Annotated in this window: 23 protein-coding genes; 15 read left to right on the top strand and 8 right to left on the bottom strand. The window is 69.0% G+C overall.

Features of this window, described 5'->3' with window-relative positions:
• Positions 1-46: 46 nt before the first annotated feature.
• A complete protein-coding gene (locus ACHAAJ_RS13440) occupies positions 47-889 on the top strand; it encodes a thioesterase family protein (RefSeq protein ID WP_435728697.1) in 843 nt (280 codons plus the stop codon).
• Here the strand turns inward: ACHAAJ_RS13440 and ACHAAJ_RS13445 are convergent.
• Positions 846-1,460: a uridine kinase gene (locus ACHAAJ_RS13445; RefSeq protein WP_435728698.1), complete on the bottom strand. Its 615-nt coding sequence runs from the start codon at positions 1,458-1,460 to the stop codon at positions 846-848. The two genes, ACHAAJ_RS13440 and ACHAAJ_RS13445, sit on opposite strands and share 44 nt — an antisense overlap.
• A 53-nt stretch (positions 1,461-1,513) precedes the next feature.
• Between ACHAAJ_RS13445 and ACHAAJ_RS13450 the strand changes: the two genes are divergently transcribed.
• On the top strand, positions 1,514-2,251 hold the full coding sequence (locus tag ACHAAJ_RS13450; protein ID WP_435728699.1) for a lipoyl protein ligase domain-containing protein: 738 nt from the start codon (positions 1,514-1,516) through the stop codon (positions 2,249-2,251).
• Here ACHAAJ_RS13450 and ACHAAJ_RS13455 read toward each other — a convergent pair.
• The 4 genes from ACHAAJ_RS13455 to ACHAAJ_RS13470 form a co-directional block, all read right to left on the bottom strand.
• Positions 2,248-2,565, bottom strand: a complete 318-nt coding sequence (locus ACHAAJ_RS13455; RefSeq protein WP_435728700.1) for a hypothetical protein — start codon at positions 2,563-2,565, stop codon at positions 2,248-2,250. The genes ACHAAJ_RS13450 and ACHAAJ_RS13455 overlap by 4 nt on opposite strands.
• A gap of 2 nt (positions 2,566-2,567) precedes the next feature.
• A complete protein-coding gene (locus tag ACHAAJ_RS13460; protein WP_435728701.1) occupies positions 2,568-3,197 on the bottom strand; it encodes an MBL fold metallo-hydrolase in 630 nt (209 codons plus the stop codon).
• A complete protein-coding gene (locus ACHAAJ_RS13465; protein ID WP_435728702.1) occupies positions 3,194-4,330 on the bottom strand; it encodes an S-(hydroxymethyl)mycothiol dehydrogenase in 1,137 nt (378 codons plus the stop codon). The genes ACHAAJ_RS13460 and ACHAAJ_RS13465 overlap by 4 nt, the downstream gene beginning before the upstream one ends.
• 106 nt (positions 4,331-4,436) lie before the next feature.
• On the bottom strand, positions 4,437-4,706 hold the full coding sequence (locus tag ACHAAJ_RS13470; RefSeq protein WP_435728703.1) for a glutaredoxin domain-containing protein: 270 nt from the start codon (positions 4,704-4,706) through the stop codon (positions 4,437-4,439).
• Positions 4,707-4,741: 35 nt separating this feature from the next.
• Here ACHAAJ_RS13470 and ACHAAJ_RS13475 point away from each other — a divergent pair, with 35 nt between their 5' ends.
• Positions 4,742-5,500, top strand: a complete 759-nt coding sequence (locus ACHAAJ_RS13475; RefSeq protein WP_435728704.1) for an SOS response-associated peptidase — start codon at positions 4,742-4,744, stop codon at positions 5,498-5,500.
• A 40-nt stretch (positions 5,501-5,540) separates the two neighbouring features.
• Here ACHAAJ_RS13475 and ACHAAJ_RS13480 read toward each other — a convergent pair whose 3' ends face one another.
• The gene (locus ACHAAJ_RS13480; RefSeq protein WP_435728705.1) at positions 5,541-5,993 is read right to left on the bottom strand and encodes a VOC family protein; all 453 of its coding nucleotides are present in this window, start codon (positions 5,991-5,993) and stop codon (positions 5,541-5,543) included.
• 205 nt (positions 5,994-6,198) lie between these two features.
• On the opposite strand from ACHAAJ_RS13480, the gene ACHAAJ_RS13485 reads away from it, so the two are divergent.
• The 6 genes from ACHAAJ_RS13485 (at position 6,199) to pdxS (ending at position 14,466) form a co-directional block, all read left to right on the top strand.
• A complete protein-coding gene (locus ACHAAJ_RS13485; protein ID WP_435728706.1) occupies positions 6,199-6,510 on the top strand; it encodes a DUF6504 family protein in 312 nt (103 codons plus the stop codon).
• Positions 6,507-10,028, top strand: coding sequence for a DNA polymerase III subunit alpha (locus tag ACHAAJ_RS13490; protein WP_435728707.1), 3,522 nt, complete (start codon positions 6,507-6,509; stop codon positions 10,026-10,028). The genes ACHAAJ_RS13485 and ACHAAJ_RS13490 overlap by 4 nt, the downstream gene beginning before the upstream one ends.
• Positions 10,029-10,139: 111 nt before the next feature.
• Positions 10,140-12,158, top strand: coding sequence for a threonine--tRNA ligase (thrS, locus tag ACHAAJ_RS13495; protein ID WP_435728708.1), 2,019 nt, complete (start codon positions 10,140-10,142; stop codon positions 12,156-12,158).
• Positions 12,159-12,228: 70 nt separating this feature from the next.
• The gene (locus tag ACHAAJ_RS13500) at positions 12,229-12,792 is read left to right on the top strand and encodes an HIT family protein (RefSeq protein ID WP_435728728.1); all 564 of its coding nucleotides are present in this window, start codon (positions 12,229-12,231) and stop codon (positions 12,790-12,792) included.
• A 3-nt stretch (positions 12,793-12,795) separates the two neighbouring features.
• Positions 12,796-13,410, top strand: coding sequence for a phosphatidylinositol phosphate synthase (gene pgsA / locus ACHAAJ_RS13505; protein WP_435728709.1), 615 nt, complete (start codon positions 12,796-12,798; stop codon positions 13,408-13,410).
• 141 nt (positions 13,411-13,551) lie between these two features.
• Positions 13,552-14,466 (top strand): pyridoxal 5'-phosphate synthase lyase subunit PdxS, encoded by a 915-nt coding sequence (pdxS, locus tag ACHAAJ_RS13510; protein WP_435728710.1) that lies wholly within the window; start codon positions 13,552-13,554, stop codon positions 14,464-14,466.
• 109 nt (positions 14,467-14,575) lie between these two features.
• Here the strand turns inward: pdxS and ACHAAJ_RS13515 are convergent, their stop codons facing one another.
• Both ACHAAJ_RS13515 and ACHAAJ_RS13520 read right to left on the bottom strand, forming a co-directional pair.
• Positions 14,576-15,301 (bottom strand): GNAT family N-acetyltransferase, encoded by a 726-nt coding sequence (locus tag ACHAAJ_RS13515; RefSeq protein ID WP_435728711.1) that lies wholly within the window; start codon positions 15,299-15,301, stop codon positions 14,576-14,578.
• A gap of 2 nt (positions 15,302-15,303) precedes the next feature.
• Positions 15,304-17,313 carry a M3 family metallopeptidase gene (locus ACHAAJ_RS13520; protein WP_435728712.1) on the bottom strand — a complete coding sequence of 670 codons (2,010 nt, stop codon included), beginning with the start codon at positions 17,311-17,313 and terminating at the stop codon, positions 15,304-15,306.
• Positions 17,314-17,475: 162 nt separating this feature from the next.
• On the opposite strand from ACHAAJ_RS13520, the gene pdxT reads away from it, so the two are divergent.
• From pdxT to yajC, 6 genes are all read left to right on the top strand, one after another.
• Positions 17,476-18,132 (top strand): pyridoxal 5'-phosphate synthase glutaminase subunit PdxT, encoded by a 657-nt coding sequence (pdxT, locus tag ACHAAJ_RS13525; RefSeq protein ID WP_435728713.1) that lies wholly within the window; start codon positions 17,476-17,478, stop codon positions 18,130-18,132.
• A 2-nt stretch (positions 18,133-18,134) separates the two neighbouring features.
• Positions 18,135-18,890 (top strand): YebC/PmpR family DNA-binding transcriptional regulator, encoded by a 756-nt coding sequence (locus ACHAAJ_RS13530; RefSeq protein WP_435728714.1) that lies wholly within the window; start codon positions 18,135-18,137, stop codon positions 18,888-18,890.
• Positions 18,891-18,896: 6 nt separating this feature from the next.
• Positions 18,897-19,493, top strand: a complete 597-nt coding sequence (gene ruvC / locus ACHAAJ_RS13535) for a crossover junction endodeoxyribonuclease RuvC (RefSeq protein ID WP_435728715.1) — start codon at positions 18,897-18,899, stop codon at positions 19,491-19,493.
• A 94-nt stretch (positions 19,494-19,587) separates the two neighbouring features.
• Positions 19,588-20,211, top strand: a complete 624-nt coding sequence (ruvA, locus tag ACHAAJ_RS13540) for a Holliday junction branch migration protein RuvA (RefSeq protein WP_435728716.1) — start codon at positions 19,588-19,590, stop codon at positions 20,209-20,211.
• A 9-nt stretch (positions 20,212-20,220) separates the two neighbouring features.
• Positions 20,221-21,291, top strand: coding sequence for a Holliday junction branch migration DNA helicase RuvB (gene ruvB, locus ACHAAJ_RS13545; protein WP_435728717.1), 1,071 nt, complete (start codon positions 20,221-20,223; stop codon positions 21,289-21,291).
• Between the two features lie 160 nt (positions 21,292-21,451).
• Positions 21,452-21,898, top strand: a complete 447-nt coding sequence (yajC, locus tag ACHAAJ_RS13550; protein WP_435728718.1) for a preprotein translocase subunit YajC — start codon at positions 21,452-21,454, stop codon at positions 21,896-21,898.
• Positions 21,899-21,956: the final 58 nt, after the last annotated feature.

Genomic DNA, 21,956 nt, shown 5'->3' on the forward strand with positions numbered 1-21,956 from the left:
GGTGGCATGAGGAACGGCCGCCACGGCCGCAGGAAAGGACCCCGCAATGACGCAGGCCCCCATGCCCGGGCACACCACGGAACTCGCCGTCGGCGACTTCTTCTACGAGCCCCTCGGGGACGGCCGCTACCGCTCCACCGTGCACGCGCAGGGAGCCTGGAATGCGCACGAGCAGCACATGGCTCCGGCGACCGGAATCATCGCCCACGAACTCGAGCTGTTCCAGCCGCGACCTGACATGCGCATGGCCAAGGTCGGCCTGGACATCCTGGGCATCATCCATGGCGGCGAGTTCGACGTACGCACGCGCCTGGTTCGGCCAGGACGCACGATCGAGCTCCTCGAGGCCGAGTTGTCCTGCGCCGGCCGGACCGCCATCGTCGCTCGCGCCTGGCGGCTCAAGACCCAGGATTCGGCCAGCGTCGCCGCCTTCGAAGACCACCCGGTGTCGCACCCGGAACGGCTGCAGCCGTGGGACGGCATGTCCCCGTGGCCCGGCGGGTACATCGAGCAACTGGATTTCCGTGTGGAGCCTGGACACCGGCCGGGCCGGGGAGTCGTTTGGCTCCGCACGCCACACCCGATGGTGGCCGGCGCCGAGACCTCCGACCTGGTGCGGCTGCTGGGGCTGGTGGACACCGCCAACGGCGTCGCGCCGCGCGTCGAACCCGGACCCGCATCGTGGATGTTCCCCAACGTCGACCTCCAGATCCACATGCACCGCCGACCCGTCGGCGAATGGCTGGGTCTGCAGGCCCAGCAGACCTACGGGAACGACGGCGTCGGGCTCACGTCCGCGGTGCTCCACGACGTCGTCGGGCCGTTCGGCCGCAGCGAGCAGATCCTCACGGTGCGTCCGATGCCGCAGGCCCCGCCAGCAGGGCCCTGACGCGTCGCTTCGCAAGCGGCCGGAACCCCGCGGCGAGGTAGCGCCGGCGGTTGGCGCTGTCGGCGCGAAACAGGGCCCAACCCCGCCGAAGCAGGAACGGCACCGGTTTGCGCCGTTCGCGCACGTCGCGCACGAAGCGGCGGACCGCCGTCGTCAGCGGGTGCACGTCGATATACACCGCGTCGGCGGCGACGCCGCGGGCTCGCAGTGGCCCCGCGACCTCGTCCACGAAAACACCCTCGGCCACCACGGGTCCCTCCGCGAGGGACACCGTGCGGTATCCGCTGTGGCTCGAGCTGGCGATGGAGTAGTCGGGGACCTCCGTGCGACCGCGTCCCAGGAGACCGACGAGCGCCTCGACCGCGGCGTCGCGGTTCCAGGTCCCCGGGTGGTCCCAGTCGACCTCGTCATAGGGGGTCAGCGGCAGGGGAGTGCCGGCGGTGTGCTCGGCGAGCTCGCGGTAGAAGTTGTCCAGCTCCACGTGGGGCCGCCCGTAGCGGGCGGCCAGGTAGGACTTGCCGGCACCGGAGGCGCCGCCGAGGAGAATCAGGGGGGTCTGCGGTGAAGGCACCCTCCATTATGGGGCCGAACCGGCGGGCCCATGTGCACCATAGAATCGAGGTTATGACCGTGTGGAACCCCGACGCCGACCAGCCCCTGCGCATTCTGCGGACGGACGTTTCGGGCGACCCGGCCGCCGACCTGCGCTCCGGCGTCGAACTGTTGAACGCGGTGCGCGGAGGAAGCCGCCCGGCGGCTCTACGGATCTACCGCCCGGAACCCACGCTTGCCTTCGGCCAGCGCGACGTGCGGCTGTCCGGCTATGCCGATGCCGTCGACGCGGCGCGGCGTGCCGGATTCGCGCCGTTGGTCCGCAGGGCCGGGGGCCGGGCGGCGGCCTACCACCGCGGCACGCTGATCGTGGACCACGTCGAACCCGCCAACGAGGCGATGATCGGCCACCAGCACCGGTTCAGGGTGCTCGGGGAACTATACGCGTCGGCGCTGCGCGCACTGGGCGTCGACGCTGCGGTCGGCGAGATCCCGGGCGAGTACTGCGCGGGGGAGTACAGCGTCCACGGGTTGCCCGGGCCGGGTTCGACGGCGTCGGTGCCGGTCAAGCTCGTCGGCACGGCGCAGCGCGTGGTCGCCGGCGCCTGGCTGTTCGCCAGCGTCTTCGTGGTGGAGGACTCCGCGCCCATCCGCGCCGTCCTTCGCGACGTCTACGCGGCCATGGACCTGCCGATGGACCCGGCGACCGCCGGCGCCGTCGACGATCTGGTTCCCGGTGTCCGGGTCGCGGACGTCGAGGATGCCGTGCTGGACGCCTACGCCCAACACACGCGGCTCATCGACCGCTAACGGCGGAATTCCGGCTGGCGCGGACCACGGCCGAATCGCAGTCCGGCGAGGAACGCCAGCCCGCTCAGGCCCAGTCCAAGCAACAGCACGCCCACGGCCTGCCCTTGGGTAAGCACCACGAGCCCCTCGGGCGCGGACTCCGTCATGGCGGACAGCGGAGCATAGGCGAACCAGCCGAACGTCGCCGCCGCGGGAACGGCGGCGGCTGCCTGGATGAGGAGGATCCCGCCCCCGGCGATGCCGGCCGCTGCCAGCAACAGGACGACGGCGCCGACCCTCCCCAGCGAGGGTCGGCGCCGCGCGTCGGGTTCCATGTTCAGTGGCCTCTGGTGATCCATTCGTCGAGGTGGGGTGCCTCGGTGCCGATGGTGGTGGTGTCGCCGTGGCCGGTGTTCACGATGGTTTCGGCGGGCAGGACGAGGAGTCGGTCGCGGATGGATTCGATGATGGTGCCGAAGTCGCTGTGGGAGCGGCCGGTGGCGCCGGGGCCGCCGTTGAAGAGGGTGTCGCCGCTGAACAGGGTCCCGATTTCGGGGGCGTGGAAGCAGGTGGAGCCCGGGGAGTGGCCGGGGGTGTGTAGGGCGGTGAGTGTGGTGCCGGCGATTTTGAAGGTGTCGCCGTGGGCGATCGGGGAGTCGGCGGTGGTGCCGGGGAAGACGTCTTCCCAGAGCATCTGGTCCGCGGTGTTCAGGTAGACCGGGGCCTGGACGCGGTCGGCGAAGGCGCGGGCGTGGCGGATGTGGTCGTCGTGCCCGTGGGTGAGTAGGACGGCCCTGACGGTGCGGCCGGCGACCTGGTTGGCGATGGCGGCCGGGTCGTGGGCGGGGTCGATGACGAAGACCTCGGTGTCGTCCCCGACGATCCAGACGTTGTTGTCCACGTCCCAGGTCCCGCCGTCCAGGGAGAAGGTGCCGGAGGTGACGAGGTGTTCGATGCGGGCGCTCATGCGGACACCGCCGTCGCCCCGACAGCCGGCGTGGACGTTCCCGCGGTCTGGATTTCCACGACCGAGCGCAGGACGGTGCCGGCGTGCATCTTCTCGAAGGCTTCCTCGATCTGGTCCAGTCCGATGCGTTCGGTGACGAAGGCGTCCAGGTCCAGGCGGCCGAGTTTGTATTGCTCCACGAGCATGGGGAAGTCCCGGGAGGGGAGGCAGTCGCCGTACCAGGAGGACTTGAGGGATCCGCCGCGGCCGAAGACGTCCAGCAGGGGCAGTTCGAGTTGCATGTCGGGGGTGGGGACGCCGACGAGGACGACGCGTCCGGCGAGGTCGCGGGCGTAGAAGGCCTGCTTGTAGGTTTCGGGGCGTCCGACGGCGTCGATGACGACGTCGGCGCCGAACCCTCCGGTGAGCCCCTGGATGGCGGCGACGGGGTCCTCCTCGCGGGAGTTGACCCCGTGGGTGGCGCCGAGGGTCTTGGCCAGGTCGACCTTCGCGGGGTCGATGTCCACGGCGATGATGGTGGTGGCCCCGGCGAGCCGGGCGCCGGCGATGGCGGCGATGCCGACGCCGCCGCAGCCGATGACAGCCACGGATTCCCCGCGCTTGACCTCGCCGGTGTTGATGGCCGCTCCGATGCCGGCCATGACGCCGCAACCGAGCAGGCCGACGGCGGCGGGGTCGACGTCGTCGTCGACCTTGGTGCACTGTCCGGCGGCGACGAGGGTCTTTTCGGCGAACGCGCCGATGCCCAGGGCCGGGGAGAGTTCGGTGCCGTCCTCCAGGGTCATCTTCTGGGTGGCGTTGTGGGTGTCGAAGCAGTACTGGGGGGTGCCCTTGGCGCAGGCGCGGCAGGTCCCGCAGACCGCGCGCCAGTTCAGGATGACGCGGTCCCCGACGGCGATCTCGGTGACCCCGGGCCCGGTCTGGCTCACGACGCCGGTGGCCTCGTGGCCCAGCAGGTAGGGGAATTCGTCCCCGATGCCGCCGAGCTTGTAGTGCAGGTCGGTGTGGCAGACCCCGCAGGTGAGGATGTCGACCACCGCCTCCCCCGGACCGGGATCCGGAACGATGATGGTCTCGATGACGACCGGGGCGTCCTTGGCCTTGACGACAACGGCCTTGACCTTGTGTGGCATGGGGAGGGTCCATCCTCTCGACCGCGAGCGGCGGCCATCGGGTAGTGAAACGGTCATGGCGCCGGCCCCCGCGGGATGCCGACGCCATCATCCAATCACACGCGCGCTACAGGCGTTCGCGGACCTGCTCGATGCGCGGGTTCGTGACGGCGGTTCCGTCGGGGAAGACCAGGGTGGGGACCGTCTGGTTGCCGCCGTTGAAGGACTCGACGATTTCGGCGGTGCCGGCGACCTCCTCGATGTTGACCTCGCGGTAGGCGATGCCGTCGGCGTCCATGGCGCGTTTGAGGTTGCGGCAGTATCCGCACCAGGAGGTGGTGAACATCGTGACGGTTCCGTCGGCGGGCACGTAGTCCTGAAGGTTCGCTGTTGTCATGTCGGCGTCAACGACCGCTGTGAGAGTCTTATTCCATGTGCGGACGATACGTGATGGCGCGGGCGGTCGGTGATCTGGTTGCGGAACTGGAGGCGGAGGCCGACGAGGCCATGGAGCTGCGGCAATCGTGGAACGTGGCGCCGACCTCGGACGTGCCGATTGTCTTGGAGCGCCTGATCGACGGCGAGCGCGTTCGCCAACTGCACGTGGCGAAGTGGGGACTGGTTCCGGCGTGGGCCAAGGAACCGTCGGTCGGTGTGAGGTCGTTCAATGCGCGCAGCGAGACCGTGGTCGAGAAACCGTCGTTCCGCAAGGCGGTGAAGGCGCGCCGCTGCGCCGTTCCCGCCGAGGGGTACTACGAGTGGCTCAAGACGGGCGAGGGCAAGTCGCTGACGAGGCAACCGTACCTGGTCCGGCCCGCCGACGGTTCACTCATCCTGTTCGCGGGCCTCTACGAGTGGTGGAAGGACCCGACGATGGAGGATGGCGAGCCGGGGCAGTGGCTGCTGTCGACGTCGATCCTCACCGTGCCGTCGCCGGAACCCGGGTCGGCGGATCCGGTTCTCGAGGAACTCGCGGCGCTCCACGACAGGCTCCCGTTGCCGCTGGACCGCGGAACCCTTGCCGATTGGCTTGATCCCAGGGACACTGACGCGGCGTCCCTGGTTGCGTGGGCACGGGACGGGGCCTTTCCGGTGGCCGCGAAGTGGGAGTTGCGGGCGGTCGACCGGGCCGTGGGAAACGTGCGGAACGACAACCCCGAGCTCGTGGAAGCCGTCGACGGCCTGTTCTGACCGGTTTCAAAGGGGCACCGGCACGGGCGCGGCGGGGAGGCTAGCCCAGTTCCACGCGTCCGGCGGGACCGGTCCTGAAGGCCGGGTTGTGGACGAAGTCCCAGCGGTAGCCGTCAGGGTCGGCGATGCAGGCGCTGGTGCCGCCCCAGTCCCGCAGCGAGGGTGCATTGACCGCCTCGGCTCCGGCGGCCAGGGCAAGCCGGTAGAGCCGGTCGACCTGCTCGGCACTGTCCGTGTTGTGCCCCAAGGAGACCGGGGGCGCCTGGTTCCCGAAGCCGACCTCTCCGTATTCCCCGGGCATGCTGTCCACGTTCCAGAGCGCGAGCATCAGGCCGTGGCCCGCTGCCACAAAGGCAATCTCGCCGGGAAGGTGCTGCAGCGGCCGGAACCCCAGCCCCTCGACGTAGAAGTCGCGGGAGGCCTCCACGTCGCGCACACCGAGGGTCACGGCAGAGATGTTCGGTATGCCGGGGCGGGTTGGGGGCGTGTCCATGCGGCCAGCCTAGGCGCGGGCGCCCCGTGCCGGTAGTCGAACGCAAAATGTCGGCGGCCTCACGTAGCGTGATCTTTTATTCGAACATCTCTTCGAATACAATGGAGTTGCCGTCCCACCGCTTCCCAGGGGCGTCGACTTCCCGTTCACATTGGTGCTCCCGGGTTCTTCTCACGCCCCGGGACACGGATATGGAGGTGGCCCCATGGGCCTGTTCACGCAGTCGGTGGAAGTCGAATGCACGCCGGCCGGCCTGCCGTTGCGCATGCGCTGGCAGGGCCGGGAATACCGGGTCGCCGCGCAACCGGTGCGCTGGTTCGAGCGCCGCAAATGGTGGACGGAGGAGGTGCGCGCCGAACGAGGGCGCGGCCCCGGCCTGGTCGACCACGAAATCTGGAGGCTGCAGGTCCGCCAGACGGTCCGCGGCCCGCTTCTGACGTTCGACGTCTCCCGTCAGGTGGAGACCGGCCGGTGGAGGCTGATCCGCATCCACGACGCGTTGAAAGAGAGCGCGTGAGTTTCACCCATCTCAACGTCGCTACGGCCTACAGCGCCCACTACGGGGTCTCGTGGCCGGACGAGTTGGCGCGCCGGGCGGCGTCGAACGGCTCCGACGCGCTGGCCTGCGCCGACAGGGACGGCCTCTTCGGGACGGTGAAGCACCTCAAGGCCTGCCTCGAGAATGGACTGGATCCGATTGTCGGCGTCAGCCTGGCCGTGCTCGAACCGGACCCGGACGCTTCGCCCTCCAGACGCCCGTTGCCTCCCCGTGCGGGGGGACGGGTGCTGGTCCTGGCTCGCGGGCGGAGCTCCGGGGCCGGATACAGCGCCCTGTGCCGCCTGGTTTCCGCCGCCCACGCGGGCACCGGGGCCGCCGGCAAAAAACCGGTCGGGGTCACCCGCGCGGAACTGGCGCGCCATGCGGCCGGACCCGCCGGCGAACCGGTGCTGATGGTGCTCGCCGGACCCCAGTCCGACGTCGGTGCGGCGGCACTGCGCCGCAACTACGGCCTCGCACGCACACTGCTGGGCCGCTGGCGGGATGCTCTGCCGGCGGGCGCCCTGGCGGTGGAGGCGGTGACGCACCGCAGTGCGCCCGGTGAGAAACTGAGCACCGCGCACGCCGTGCGCATGGTCAAGACGGCACGGGACTGCGGCATCAGGGCGATCCTGAGCAACGCGGTGCGCTATGCGGATCCCGACGGCGCCGCGACGGCGGATGTGTTGGATTCGGCGCGTGCCCTCAGTTCGTTGGACGCGTTGCGGGATCTCCAACCCAACGGCCAGGGTTGGCTGCGGGAACCCGCCGCCATGGCGGAACTCGCCCGCGAGATCGCCACCGAATCGGGGGACGGCGCACCTCTCGCCTCCCGGTTGCTCCGGGACACCGAAGCTGTGGCGGACTGGTGCCGGTTGGACCCCGTCTCGGATGCCGGCTGGGGGATGCCGGTGGTGCCGGAGGCTTCGGTGATCGGCATCTCCGGGGATCCTTCCACGGAGCTGGCTGCCCGCTGCGGTTCCGGGGCCAACCGGCTCTTTTCCCGCGGACTGGACGCCCCCGGAGTGCGAGGGCGCCTCGAACAGGAACTCGACACCATCTCCCGCCTGGGCTTCTCCTCCTATTTCCTCACGGTCGCCGAGGTCTCCCGGATGATCACCGGCATGGGGGTCAGGGCGGCCGCCCGGGGATCCGGCGCGTCCAGTCTGGTGAACTACCTGCTGGGGGTCAGCCACGTCAACCCGCTGGAACACGACCTCCTTTTCGAGAGGTTCCTCTCGATGGACCGTTCGACGTTGCCGGACATCGACATCGACGTGGAAAGCGCCGAACGCCACCGCGTATACCGGAGCATCTTCGATCGCTTCGGCCCCGAGCGCGTCACCCTCATGAGCATGCAGAACGGCTACCGGGCACGCGGCGCGGTCCGCGACGCCGGGCTGGCGCTGGGTTTCGAAGGCGGCGAGATCGATGCGATCGCCAAGCAACTGTGGCGCTTCTCGGCCCGAAACTTCCGTGAGGCACTGGACGAGAAACCCGAACTGCGCCAGTTTGCGGACCGCGTCGGCGCCGAACGCCAACTGGACCTGCTGGTGGACCTGACCGAACGCCTGGATCGGCTGCCCCGGCACATCTCGATGCACCCGTGCGGGGTCATCCTCGGCGATGTCTCGCTGCTGGACCGCACCCCGGTCCAGCCCAGCGGACTCGGTCTGCCCATGAGCCAGTTCGACAAGCACGACATGGACCCCATGGGAATGCTCAAACTCGACGTGTTGGGCGTGCGAATGCAAAGCGCCATGTCGTTCGCGCTGCGGGAGGTCGTGCGAATCCATGGAACCGGGACTGCCGTCGCGGAAGCCGGCCGGCACCCGCTGGGGCAGGATGGCGCCCTCCCGGCGTTCTTGAACGAGGACGGCCGCATCGACCTGGAACGCGTCCCGCTCGACGACGAACCCACGTTCGAGCTGATCCGTAGTACCCACACCCTGGGTTGCTTCCAGATCGAGTCCCCGGGCCAACGGGAACTCGTCGGAAAGCTCGCGCCACGGGAGTTCAACGATCTCATCATCGACATTTCGCTGTTCCGTCCCGGCCCCATGAAATCGAACATGGTCAAGCCCTACCTGGAGAACCGGCACGGCTTCGCGCCGGAGATCTACCCGCACCCCGACCTGAAGCCGGCGCTCGCCGAAACCCACGGAGTCACCGTTTTCCACGAGCAGGTGCTGCGGACCTTCCACATCATGACGGGGTGTGGTCTCGCCAAGGCCGACGTATTCCGCCGCCTCATCGGCAACCCGGACCAGGAACCCATGGTGGAAACGTTCTTCCGCCGGCATGCGATGGAGAGGGGATACTCCCTGCAGGTCGTGGACGAGGTGTGGGAGACGCTGAAGGCCTTCGGAAGCTTCGGCTTCTGCAAGGCCCACGGTGCGGCCTTCGCCGTGCCCACCTACCAGTCCGCCTGGCTGAAGGCCCACCACCCCGAGGCGTTCCTTGCCGGTTTGTGGGAACACGACCCCGGCATGTATCCCAAGCGGCTACTCGTGGCCGAGGCGCGTCGGCTGGGAATCCCCATTCTTCCGCTGGACATCAACCACAGCGGGGCCGAATACCGGGTCGAGGAGGTGCCCGAGGCCCACGGAACCCGTCTGGGCATCAGGCTCAGCCTCGCCGGGATCTACGGCATGTCCGCCACCGAGGTCTCCCGCGTGGTGGCCGGGCAGCCCTACTGCTCCCTGGCCGATGTGCGCGACCGCTCCGGGCTGACCCGCGCTTCGCTGACCCGGATCGCCGCGCTCGGTGCATTCGACCACTTCCAGCGGATTTCGGGCCGGGGGAACCGCGCTGACCTGCTGCGCCACTTGGAATCCCAGCCCGCGCGGAAGGTGGCCCGGAAGTACCATCCGATTCCCGGGCAACAGCCGCTGCCCATGGCCGACCTCGAGTTCGGGGCGTTGGCCGCGCTGGAACCGGCGCCAACGCTCGAGGAGACGGTCCGCACCGAACTTGATCTCCTGGCGATCGATGTCAGCGGCCACCTGATGGAGTCGCACGCTGGGCTGCTTCGCACGCAGGGGGTCACCGCGTCCAAGGACCTGTTGGGACTGCGCAACGGCACCGAGGTGATGGTCGCCGGCGTGCGCGTTGCCACCCAGACCCCGCCGATGCGCGGCGGGCGCAGGGTGGTGTTCATTTCGCTGGACGACGGCACGGGCTGCGTGGACTGCACGTTCTTCCACGAGGCCCAACAAAACTCCGGCCCGCTGCTCTTCGCGACCCGGCTGCTGCTGGTCCACGGAATCACCCGGCGCACCGGCCCACGGGGGATCAGCCTGCAGGCGCTCCAAGCCTGGGACCTTTCCGAACCGCAGTCGCTTCCCGCCCCGGACCACCTCAGGAACCCGGAGCGTGCCACGGGGAAACGAACGACGGGACCGGTTGCGCCGCCGGGCACGGCCGGGCCCGGAACGCCGGCGCAACGAATGGAGGCCGAAGGGCTGGACCACCGGGGGAGCCTGCGCGTTGGCTGAGACCAACGCAGTCAGCGCGGCGGGTTCGTTGGGGGAGAGCCCATACCGTTAAGCTGGTCGATGGCTGGCTGTGGTCACCGTATGCCACAAGTCATGAAGCCCCACAACGAAATGAGGAGACCGAAAGTGTCTGAGCAGATCACCCTAAACGTCGACGGCGCACAACGTGAGGTGACTGCCGGGACAACCGGTGCCGAACTCTACTTCGACAACCGCGAGATCGTGGTGATGCACGTCGACGGCGTCCTCCGTGACCTGCAGCGGCCCTTGGAGGCCGGCACCTCCGTGGAGGGCGTGGCAGTTGGTTCGCCCGCGGGCCTCGAGGTCCTCCGCCACTCCACCGCCCATGTCATGGCCCAGGCCGTCCAGCAGCTGCGCCCGGACGCGAAACTCGGGATCGGCCCCTACATCACGGACGGCTTCTACTTCGACTTCGACGTCGCCGAGCCCTTCACGCCCGAGGACCTCAAGACCCTCGAGAAGATGATGCTCAAGATCGTCAACCAGAACCAGCAGTTCGCCCGCCGGGTCGTGACCGAGGACGAGGCCCGCGCCGCGATGGCGGCGGAGCCCTACAAGCTGGAGCTCCTGGACAAGTCCGCCGAGGCCGAGTCCGCCGGCGAGGGCGTCAGCGTCGAGGTCGGCGCCGGTGAGATCACGATCTACGACAACATCGACCGCAAGACCGGCGAGGCCGTGTGGTGCGACCTCTGCCGCGGACCGCACCTGCCCAACACCAAGCTCATCTCCAACGCCTTCGCGCTCACCCGCTCGGCCGCCGCCTACTGGCTCGGCAACGAGAAGAACAAGCAGCTGCAGCGCATTTACGGCACGGCCTGGCCCACCAAGGAGGAGCTCAAGGCGTACCAGGAACGCATCGCCGAGGCGGAGCGCCGCGACCACCGCAAGCTCGGCTCGGAGTTGGACCTCTTCTCCTTCCCGGACGAGTTGGGATCCGGCCTGCCGGTTTTCCACCCCAGGGGCGGCATCATCCGCAAGGCCATGGAGGACTACTCGCGTCAGCGCCACACCGAGGCCGGCTACGAGTTCGTGTACACCCCCCACATCACCAAGGGGCACCTCTACGAGGTCTCCGGCCACCTGGACTGGTACCGGGACGGCATGTTCCCCCCGATGCACATCGACGCGGAGCTCAACGAGGACGGCACGGTCCGCAAGCCGGGCCAGGACTACTACCTCAAGCCGATGAACTGCCCCATGCACAACCTGATCTTCCGGTCCCGGGGCCGGTCCTACCGCGAACTTCCCCTGCGGTTGTTCGAGTTCGGCTCCGTCTACCGCTACGAGAAGTCCGGGGTGGTCCACGGACTGACCCGGGTCCGCGGCATGACCCAGGACGACGCGCACATCTACTGCACCCGCGAGCAGATGAAGGACGAGCTCACCGACACTCTGAACTTCGTGCTGGGCCTGCTCAAGGACTACGGCCTCGACGACTTCTACCTCGAGCTTTCCACGAAGGACCCGGAGAAGTCCGTCGGCTCCGACGACGCGTGGGACGAAGCCACCCGAACCCTCGCCGAGGTGGCGGAAGCCTCGGGGCTCGAACTCGTTCCCGACCCGGGCGGCGCCGCCTTCTACGGCCCGAAGATCTCCGTTCAGGCGCGCGACGCCATCGGGCGCACCTGGCAGATGTCCACGATCCAGCTCGACTTCAACCTGCCCGAGCGCTTCGAGCTCGAATTCCAGGCCGCCGACGGAACCCGCCAGCGCCCGGTGATGATCCACCGCGCCCTCTTCGGCTCCATCGAGCGGTTCATGGGCGTGTTGACCGAGCACTACGCTGGTGCCTTCCCTGCGTGGCTGGCCCCCGTGCAAGTGGTGGCCGTGCCGGTTGCCGAGGCCTTCAACGAGTACCTGTTCGACGTCGTCGACAAGCTGAAGGCCCGCGGTATCCGCGCGGAGGTGGACATCACCTCGGACAGGTTCCCGAAGAAGATCCGCAATGCGTCCAAGGAAAAGGTGCCCTTCGTCCTGATCGCCGGGGGCGAGGACGCCGAGGCCGGCGCGGTCTCTTTCCGATACCGGGATGGCACGCAGGACAACGGCATCCCCGTCGACGATGCCATCGAACGCATCGTCGAGGCCGTGCGCGAGAGGCGAAGCTAGCGTGTCCCGGCCCGATGACGCGGACGCCGACGCCGTACACGCCGGCACGGGCGTGGACGACGACGGAACCATGAACGGCCGGTACCCGGACGACGCCGGCGCGACCGACGATTTCGGCCTCGCCGGGGTCCCGGACTCCTTCGACAGGCTCTGGACCCCGTACCGGATGGCCTACATCAAGGCCGGTCAGGGCCAGGTCACGGGCGAGGACGACTGCCCCTTTTGCCGAGGGCCGCAGCGCAGCGACGAGGAATCACTGATCGTCCACCGCGGCGAGACAGCGTTCGTGGTGCTCAACCTGTTTCCGTACAACTCCGGCCATCTACTGGTGTGCCCGTACCGGCACGTTCCCGACTACACGGACATCACGGAGGCGGAGACGGCGGAAATCGCCGCGCTGACCCAGCAGGCCATGAGGGTGCTCCGCCGCGTCGCCAACCCCTCCGGTTTCAACTTGGGCATGAACCAGGGGGTCTCGGGCGGGGCAGGAATCGCCGCACACCTGCACCAGCACATCGTCCCGCGGTGGAGCGGCGACGGGAACTTCTTTCCCATCATCGCCCGCACCAAGGCCATCCCCGCGACTCTCGGGGACGTCCGCACGGACATTGCGGCCGCATGGGCGGACTGCTGACCCATGCTCAACCGGTACGCACGCGGTTTCTTCACCCGGCTGTTCACGCCCCTGGCGCGCTTTCTGGTGCGCCTCGGGGTGACTCCGGACGCCGTGACCATCGTCGGTACCGCCGGCGCCGTGGCCGGGGCGCTCGTGCTCTACCCCCTGGGACAACTGTTCTGGGGCACCCTGTTCATCACGGTCTTCATCTTCTCCGACGTCGTGGACGGCATCATGGCCCGCCTTCCCGAATCCGCCACCGGCGGCGACGGCCGCTGGGGGAACTTCCTGGACTCCACCCTGGACCGCGTCGCCGACGGCGCGGTCTTCGCGGGCATCATGATCTGGTTCTTCACCGGTGGATCCAACGTGGCCATTGGAGTGGCGGCGGCGCTGTGCCTGCTGACCGGGAGCCTCGTCTCCTACGCGCGGGCCAAGGCGGAGTCGTTGGGATTCGACGCGAACACCGGAGTCGCCGAGCGCGCCGAAAGGCTGGTCTTGGCGCTGACGTTCACCGGGCTGACGGGCCTGGGCCTCAGCGAATGGGTGCTGTTCTCGGTGCTCGCGGTGCTGTCCGTGGCCAGCGGCTTCACGGTCGCCCAACGCATACAACGCGTCCGCACACAGGCCCGCTGACCGGCTCGGACGGGACGTTCCGTCCCCGTGCCTATCCGCTCGTCGGGACGCGCCGGGTAACCGTGCGCCGCCGCTGAAGTGATAGGGGCCACCGTGGATTAGGATGGACCGTACTCTCTTCCACCCTTGAAAGGACTTTTTGTGTCCAGCAACGAAAGCACCCCGGCACAGCCTTCCGTCACGGGTAGCTCCCGTGTGAAGCGCGGCATGGCCGAGATGCTCAAGGGCGGCGTCATCATGGACGTCGTCACCGCCGAGCAGGCCCGGATCGCGGAGGACGCCGGCGCAGTCGCCGTGATGGCTCTTGAGCGCGTACCGGCAGACATTCGAGCCCAGGGTGGCGTCTCCCGCATGTCCGATCCGGACATGATCGATTCCATCATCGCCGCGGTCTCCATCCCCGTGATGGCCAAGGCCCGCATCGGCCACTTCGTCGAGGCCCGTGTCCTGCAGTCGCTTGGCGTGGACTACATCGACGAGTCCGAGGTCCTGACCCCGGCCGACTACGTCAACCACATCGACAAGTGGGATTTCACGGTTCCGTTCGTCTGCGGCGCGACCAACCTCGGCGAGGCCCTGCGCCGCCTCAACGAAGGTGCGGCCATGATCCGCTCCAAGGGCGAGGCCGGCACGGGTGACGTCTCCAACGCCACCGGGCACATGCGCAAAATCCGTTCCGAGATTGCCCGGCTTTCCTCCCTTCCGGAGGACGAGTTGTACGTCGCCGCCAAGGAACTCCAGGCACCGTACGAACTGGTCAAGGAGGTCGCGGCGACCGGCAAGTTGCCGGTCGTGCTCTTCACCGCCGGTGGCATCGCCACCCCGGCCGACGCGGCGATGATGATGCAGCTCGGCGCCGACGGCGTGTTCGTCGGCTCGGGCATCTTCAAGTCCGGCAACCCGGCGCAGCGCGCGGCGGCCATCGTGAAGGCCACCACCTTCCACGACGACCCGGACACCATTGCCCAGGTGTCCCGCGGCCTCGGTGAGGCCATGGTCGGCATCAACGTCGAGGAGCTTCCCGAGCCGCACCGGCTCGCGGAGCGCGGCTGGTAGCCACTTCCCGACGCACGGCGCCGCCCCGGAACCAGACACGGTTCCGGGGCGGTCGCTTTTCGCACCGCGATCCGAGCACCGTACCCCTCCGCGACGGCTCCCGCCGTGGCTACGGCGTCGGGTTCCGCAACCTCAGGTGCCGACCCCGGCCCACGAGTTGCAGGCCACACGCCCTGAGGAACTCCGATCCTGCCGGTCCGGTTCCGGCCAGCACCGCCGAGGACCGGTCTTCCGCATCGTCGGCGACCAGCAGTGCGGCGGCGAGGGCCGCGGCCAGCGCGCGCCCCGCGCCCCGACGGCGGTGTTCCGCCCCCACCGCCAGTCCGTGGAGCGAGACGTCTCCGTTGCGGTGACGCATCCCGAACCCGCGTCCCACGAGTTCCCCGTCGACGGTTCGCGCCGCGGCATGCTGGACCGTTCCGGCAGGTGTGCTGCCGACGACGTGCATTCCCTCCGCCTCGGCACCCTTGGCCTCCGGTAGTTCGCCTCCGAGAAGCACCCCGCCTCGAAAAGAGCCCCCGTCGGCGTGCGGGCGTCCCGCGTGCCACAGGACGGGGGGTGCGTCGGTGAAACCCAGCTGGCCCAGGGCCGATGCGTCGGCCGCCGCATTGAGCCACACGGACACCTCCAGCGCTCCCAGCCGCGTTCCCTCCGCCAGCCCCGGACGCAGCCCGGCGGATCCCGGTGCCGGCGGGAACAGGAGATGGAGCCTCGCGTGCGCCGGCTGCCAGGCCCACGTGCAGCCATGGGTCGTGAAAACCCTGCCGCCGGTGGCCGCGGCCACGGCTTCCTGCCACGCGGAGAATGCGGCCTGCGCCCGGAGGATTCCGGCCACGATCAGTCGCCCAGCCCGAGCCGCACCAAAAGGGGAGCGATGTCCGCGTCGCGGCCGCGGAGGCACCGAAACGATTCCAGCGGATCGCGCGTGTTGCCCTTGGAGAGCAGCTCGCGGCGGAACGTATCGCCGTTGACGCGTGTCAGCCCGCCGTTCACCCGGAACCACTCGACGGTATCGGCATCGAGGATCTGGCTCCAGATATAGGAGTAGTAGCCGGCCGCGTACCCGCCGTCGAAAATGTGCTTGAAATAGCCCGTGCGGTAGCGCGGCGGAACCAGATCGGGATCGAACCCCGCCTCGCGGAGGACACGGTCCTCGAATCCGAGTGGATCCGCGACCGACTCACCGGGGGACAAGGAATGCCAGGCGAGATCCAAAACGGCGGCAGCGAGATACTCGGTGGTGGCGAATCCCCGGCCCCAGAGGCCGGCTTCCTCCAGGCGATCCAGCGTCCCGTCCGGCAGCGGCTCGCCGGTCTGGACGTGCACCGCGTAACCGTCGAGGATTTGCGGCCAGAGCGCCCACATCTCGTTGACCTGTGAGGGATATTCCACGAAGTCGCGGGGGACCGCTGTTCCGGACAGTGAAGGGTAGCGTGCCGCGGACAGTAGCCCGTGCAGCGCATGCCCGAACTCGTGGAACAGCGTGCGCACCTGGTCCATGCTCAGCAGCACCGGCTGGCCGGCGGCGGGCCGGGGAATGTTCAGCGTGTTGGTGACCACCGGCCGCTCCCCGAGCAACGAGGCCGCCAGCCGCATCGAATTCATCCACGCTCCGCCGGCCTTGGTCGGCCGCGCGAAGAAGTCGCCCACGAACAGGCCCAAGCCGTTGCCGTCGGCTTCGAAGACCTCCCATATCCGCACCTCCGGGTGGTAGCCGACGATGTCGTGCCGTTCCGCGAAGGTGATGCCGTAAAGCGCTGTCGCCGCGCGGAACACGCCGTCGGTCACCACCCGCTCGAGCTCGAACCACGGCTTCAGTGCCTCCTCGTCCAGGGCATACACGTCGCGGCTGACCCCGGCGGAGTAGTGGGCCCAGTCCCACGGGCGAATCGGCCCACCGGACTTGGCGGAGAGGATGTCCGCCTCCTTGCGGGCGTTGGCGACGGCCGCCGTTGTGAGCGACGACAGCCTCGCGCGCACCGCATCCAACGACGGGGCGGTCTGCGCGTCCAGACTGAGTTCGGCGTGGTTCGCGAAACCCAGAAGCCCGGCGCGGTCGGCCCGGAGGGCTGCGGCCTCGGCGGCCAGATCCAGGGTGCGCTCGGGGCCGTTCGTGCCTCGTCCCACGGAAGCCTCGAAGACCCTGCGGCGGCTCTCCCGGTGGTTCAGCGCCTCGAGCACGGGTTGCGCGGTGGGAAGGACGGGGGTCAGGAGGTAGCCGTCGTCGTACCCCGCATCCCGCGCCGCGGCCGCTGCGGCCTCCAGGGCGTCCGCCGGGAGCCCGTCGAGTTCCTCCTCCGACGTGAAGTGGACGGCCGCGGCGTTCATTCCCGCCAAAAGTCGCCGGGAGTAGGCCGTACCCAAAGCGGAGAGCCTGCTGTTGATGTCCCGAAGCCGGGCCTTGTCGGCGTCGTTCAGCTCCGCACCCGCACGCCGAAAGGAACGCAGGGTTTCGGAGGCCAGCCGCGCGTCTTCTCCGCCGAGGACAGATGCGTCCACGGACGCGAGCCGGGCGTACAGGGCACCATCGAGGTGGATCGCGTCGTGGTGGGCCGAGACGACGGCCTGGATCCGCTCGTCCGCGTCGAGGATCTCCGGCGTTCCGTGCGCCGCCTTCACGTTCCCGAAGGCCTCCTCCGCCCGGCGCAGCAGCTGGCCGCTGCGCTCCAGTGCCTCGAAGGTGTTCCCGAACGACGCCGGCGACTCATCCCCGGCGATCGCGGCGAGTTCGGAGAGCTGCTCGGCAGCTCCCCGTTCGACCGCATCGACGTAGTGCGCGGGACGAAGCGCAGCGAAATCCGGCATCTGGTAGGGCAGGCGGCTCTCCGAGAGCAGGGGATTGGTCATGCAAGTACCTTCCCACAGCGCGCGGGCACCGACCCGCCCGAGCGCCGCAATTGCGGAATCGCGCGATGCCGCGACGCCGGTCTAGGCTGGAGCTTCCCGATTCACCAGTCCCGCGCCCGGCGCGGACCACCGCCCGGCGCCGCCGGGGGAAAGCGACGTCGAGTGTCTAAGATTGGAGTCCTGGCCCTCCAGGGAGACTTCCGCGAGCACGCGGCCGCACTGTCCGCCGGAGGCGCGGACGCCGTGCCAATCAGGCGGCCAGAGGAGCTCGACGGCATCGATGGGCTGGTCCTTCCCGGAGGTGAGTCGACCGCGATCGACAAGCTCGCGCGCGCCTTCGGGGTGGCCGAACCGCTCAAGCGCAAGATCGCCGAGGGACTGCCCGTCTACGGATCCTGCGCCGGCATGATCCTGCTGGCCGACACGCTGGCCGACCCCGCCACCGACCGCGCGGGCAACCCGCAACAGACCTTCGGCGGGATCGACATGGTGGTGCGCCGCAACGCGTTCGGCCGGCAGGTGGACTCGTTCGAGACCGACCTGGACTTCGCCGAACTGGACCGGCTGCCGGGCGGGACCGCCGAACCGGTGCACGCCGTGTTCATCCGCGCGCCGTGGGTCGAGAAGGTCGGCGCCGGGGTCGATGTCCTGGCTTCCGTCGATGTCCCGCCGGGGCACGGGGCGGCCGCGGCGGACGGTGTCGCTAGAATTGTCGCAGTTCGATCGGGGATGCTGCTGGCCACCTCCTTCCATCCGGAAGTGACGGGGGAACGCCGCATCCACAAACTATTCATCCAGATGATCAGGGGAGAAGCGTAAGCATGTCGGGCCACTCCAAATGGGCAACCACCAAACACAAGAAGGCCGTCATCGATGGCCGCCGCGCCAAGGCGTTCGCCAAGCTGATCAAGAACATCGAGGTCGCCGCGCGCGCCGGGGGAGCCGACCTGTCCGGAAACCCCGCGCTTGAGGTCGCCGTCGCGAAGGCCAAGAAGACCTCGGTCCCCAACGACAACATCGACCGCGCCGTCAAGCGCGGCGCGGGCCTCACGGGCGAGTCGATCGACTACCAGGAGATCATCTACGAGGCGCGCGGACCGCAGGGTTCGGCGCTGCTGATCGAGTGCCTCACGGACAACAAGAACCGGGCCGCGTCCGAGGTCCGCTTGGCCGTCACCCGCAACGGCGGGACCATCGCCGATCCGGGATCCGTCAGCTACCTCTTCGCCCGGAAGGGCGTGGTGGGCCTGCCGAAAAAGGAGCTGACCGAGGACGACCTGCTGATGGCCGTGCTCGACGCCGGCGCCGAGGAGGTCAAGGAATCCGGAGAGGCGTTCGAGGTGCACTCCGAGCCGCAGGACCTGCGTGCCGTGGTCACGGCGCTTGACGAGTCCGGAATCGAGTACGAGACCGACGAGGTCGAGTTCGTGCCGTCGATGCAGGTTGAGCTCGACGCCGATGCCGCGCGCAAGTTCCTGCGGCTCGCCGAGGCGTTGGAGGATCTCGACGACGTCCAGAACGTGTACTCCAACGCCGACATCGGCGCAGAGGTCATGGCCGAGCTCGAGGACGACTAGGCTCCCGTGGCACTGCGCGTGGTCGGGGTCGACCCTGGACTCACCAGGTGCGGGCTGGCCGTGGTGGACATCGAGCCCAACCGCCGCGCCACGCTGGTGGACGTGACCGTCGTCGGAACCACTCCCGACCGTCATCTCGACGAACGGCTCTTGGCCATCGCCGACGCCATCGACGCGTGGCTGGATCGGTTCAGTCCCGATGTCATGGCCGTCGAACGGGTGTTCAGCCAGTTGAACGTCAGCAGCGTCATGGGCACCGCCCAGGCCTCGGGCATCGTGATCGTCGCCGCCGCCCGGCGGGGCATCCCCGTCGCCCTGCACACGCCAACCGAGGTCAAGGCGGCCGTCACCGGCAGTGGCCAGGCCAACAAGGACGCCGTCGGCAAAATGGTGGCGAAGATCCTCCGGCTCGACGCGCCGCCGCGGCCGGCGGACGCCGCCGACGCCGCGGCGCTGGCCATCACGCACGGCTGGCGCGGAGCGGCTCCCGGCACCCAGGCATCCCATGCCGTCGCCGGGGGGTCCAGCGGCCTGACGGCGGCGCAGCGCGCATGGGCGGCCGCCGAGGCCGGCGCCCGGCGTAACGCGGGACCGCGTCGCTGAGCCGAAACGTCGGCGCCAGCCGGTACGCTGTTCGTAGATATGTTCGGGTCGCGCGGCGGCCGGACGCCCGTACGACGCCGGAGGTTGGCCAAGCATGATCAGTTCCCTGAGTGGCGTGGTGCGCCACGTCGGACCGAGCAGCGCCGTCGTCGAGGTTTCCGGCTTCGGCATGCTGGTCCAGGCCACGCCCCAGACGCTTTCGAACCTGCACACCGGACGCGACGCGGTGGTGCACACCTCCATGGTGGTCCGCGAGGAGTCGATGACGCTCTTCGGCTTCGCCGACTCCGAGGAGCGCGGGGTCTTCGAAACGCTGCTGTCGGTGGCAGGAATCGGTCCCCGTCTGGCACTGGCCATCCTCGCGGTGCACACGCCGGAAGACGTTCGGGTGGCGGCCTCCTCCGGAGATGCGAAGGCGTTCACGCGCGTCCCGGGCGTCGGTCCCAAGGGCGCACAGCGAATCGTCTTGGAACTCGCGGGGAAACTGGTGCCGACCGGCGAGGCCGGCGGCCGTACCCCCGCCGGCGCCGGACCGGCGTGGAAGGGCCAGGTGCTCGAGGCCCTGACCGGTCTGGGCTGGTCGGAGAAGGACGCCGTCAAGGCCGTCGACGCCTCCGCGGAAGCCATGCCCGAGCTCGTCGCCGAGGGCAACGTGGGGGAGATCCTCCGCGCCGTGCTGCGGGATTTGGGTCGCGGCACGGCACGGACCGGAAGGTAGGGTGGCCGCATGTCCGAGAACGTACCGTTGACCGACGCGGGCAGCGAACCCGAGGAACGGGCCATCGAAGCCGCGTTGCGCCCCAAGAACCTCCACGACTTCGTGGGGCAGCACCGCGTGAGAAACCAACTGTCGCTAGTGTTGGAGGCCGCGCGGATCCGCGAGCGCACGGCGGACCACGTCTTGCTCTCCGGCCCGCCGGGACTGGGAAAGACCACCTTGGCCATGATCGTGGCCGCCGAAATGAACGCGCCGTTGCGGATCAGCTCCGGGCCGGCCATCCAGCACGCCGGCGACCTCGCGGCGATCCTCTCCTCGCTGACCGAGGGCGAGGTCCTGTTTCTGGACGAAATCCACCGCATGAGCCGTCCCGCGGAGGAAATGCTGTACATGGCCATGGAGGACTTCAGGGTGGACATCGTGGTCGGCAAGGGAGCCGGCGCCACCGCCATCCCGCTGGACCTGCCCCCGTTCACGCTCGTCGGCGCGACCACCAGGGCGGGGCTCCTTCCGGGACCTCTGCGGGACCGGTTCGGGTTCACGGGACACCTGGAGTTCTATTCGACCGACGAGCTGGAGCTGGTCCTGCGCCGCTCCGCCATGCTCATGGACCTCCGCGTCAACTCGGCTGCCTTCGCGGAGATCGCCTCGCGCTCCAGGGGCACCCCGCGCATCTCCAACCGGCTGCTGCGCCGCGTCCGCGACTGGGCGCTGGTCCACAAGGTGGAACAGATCGACCAGCGTGCCGCATCCGCGGCGCTGGACATGTACGAGGTCGACGAACGCGGCCTGGACCGCCTGGACCGTGCGGTGCTCCATGCGCTGTGCACCAAGTTCGGCGGCGGACCCGTCGGGCTTTCGACGCTCGCCATCGCGGTGGGCGAGGAGACGGAGACCGTGGAGACGGTCGCCGAACCCTACCTCGTGCGGGAAGGGCTTCTGGGCAGGACGCCGCGCGGCCGGATCGCCATGCCGGCCGCATGGGCGCACCTGGGGCTGGCCATGCCGCCCGACGCGTTTCTGGGCAACCAGCCCGCTCTGGTGTTCGACGACGCGGCGTCGGGGCCCATCGACTCCTGATCGCGCCGCGCGGGATCGGCACAGTGCGGCGCGGCGGTTCGGCAAGCCGTCGGCCGCGTCACACAACGTTCAGGATGCGGCTATACAATGGGGGCTTGCCCCGGTGGAGGCCCCGCGCCACACACCGACATCCAGCGAGAACAGAAACAGGTAGCAACTTTTGACCACCACGGTACTGGCCCAAAGCACGCAACCCGCCACCGGATTCGATCCGATGACGCTCATCCTTTTGGCGGCGTTCGCTTTCCTCATCTTCATGATGGTCCGCGGCCGCAAGAAGGCGAAGAAGCAGCAAGAAGAGCTCCAGTCCGACCTGCAGCCCGGTGCCGAGGTGATGACCCAGTTCGGCCTGTACGGAACCGTGGTCTCCATCGACAAGGATGAGAACAAGATCGTGCTCGAGCTGTCCCCCGGCCACCTGGCCACCGTGCATTCGCAGGCTGTCGCGCGCGTCGTTCCCACGGCCGCACCGGCCGAGGACGCCACAGACTCCGCGGACGCATCAACGCACGTCGACCCCGCCGTCGAATCCGCGGACGCGGCCCACGAAGAGACCCCCGAAGAGACCCTGCGCCGCCTCGACGGGGACGCCAAAAACAAGGAATAGCCCGCCGCGGAGCCTGCCGCACGCGGCGGGCACGGTCGTGCCCTTCGATGCCCGGACG

Source organism: Arthrobacter arnarulunnguaqae (assembly GCF_051262515.1).
Classification (GTDB): domain Bacteria; phylum Actinomycetota; class Actinomycetes; order Actinomycetales; family Micrococcaceae; genus Arthrobacter_N.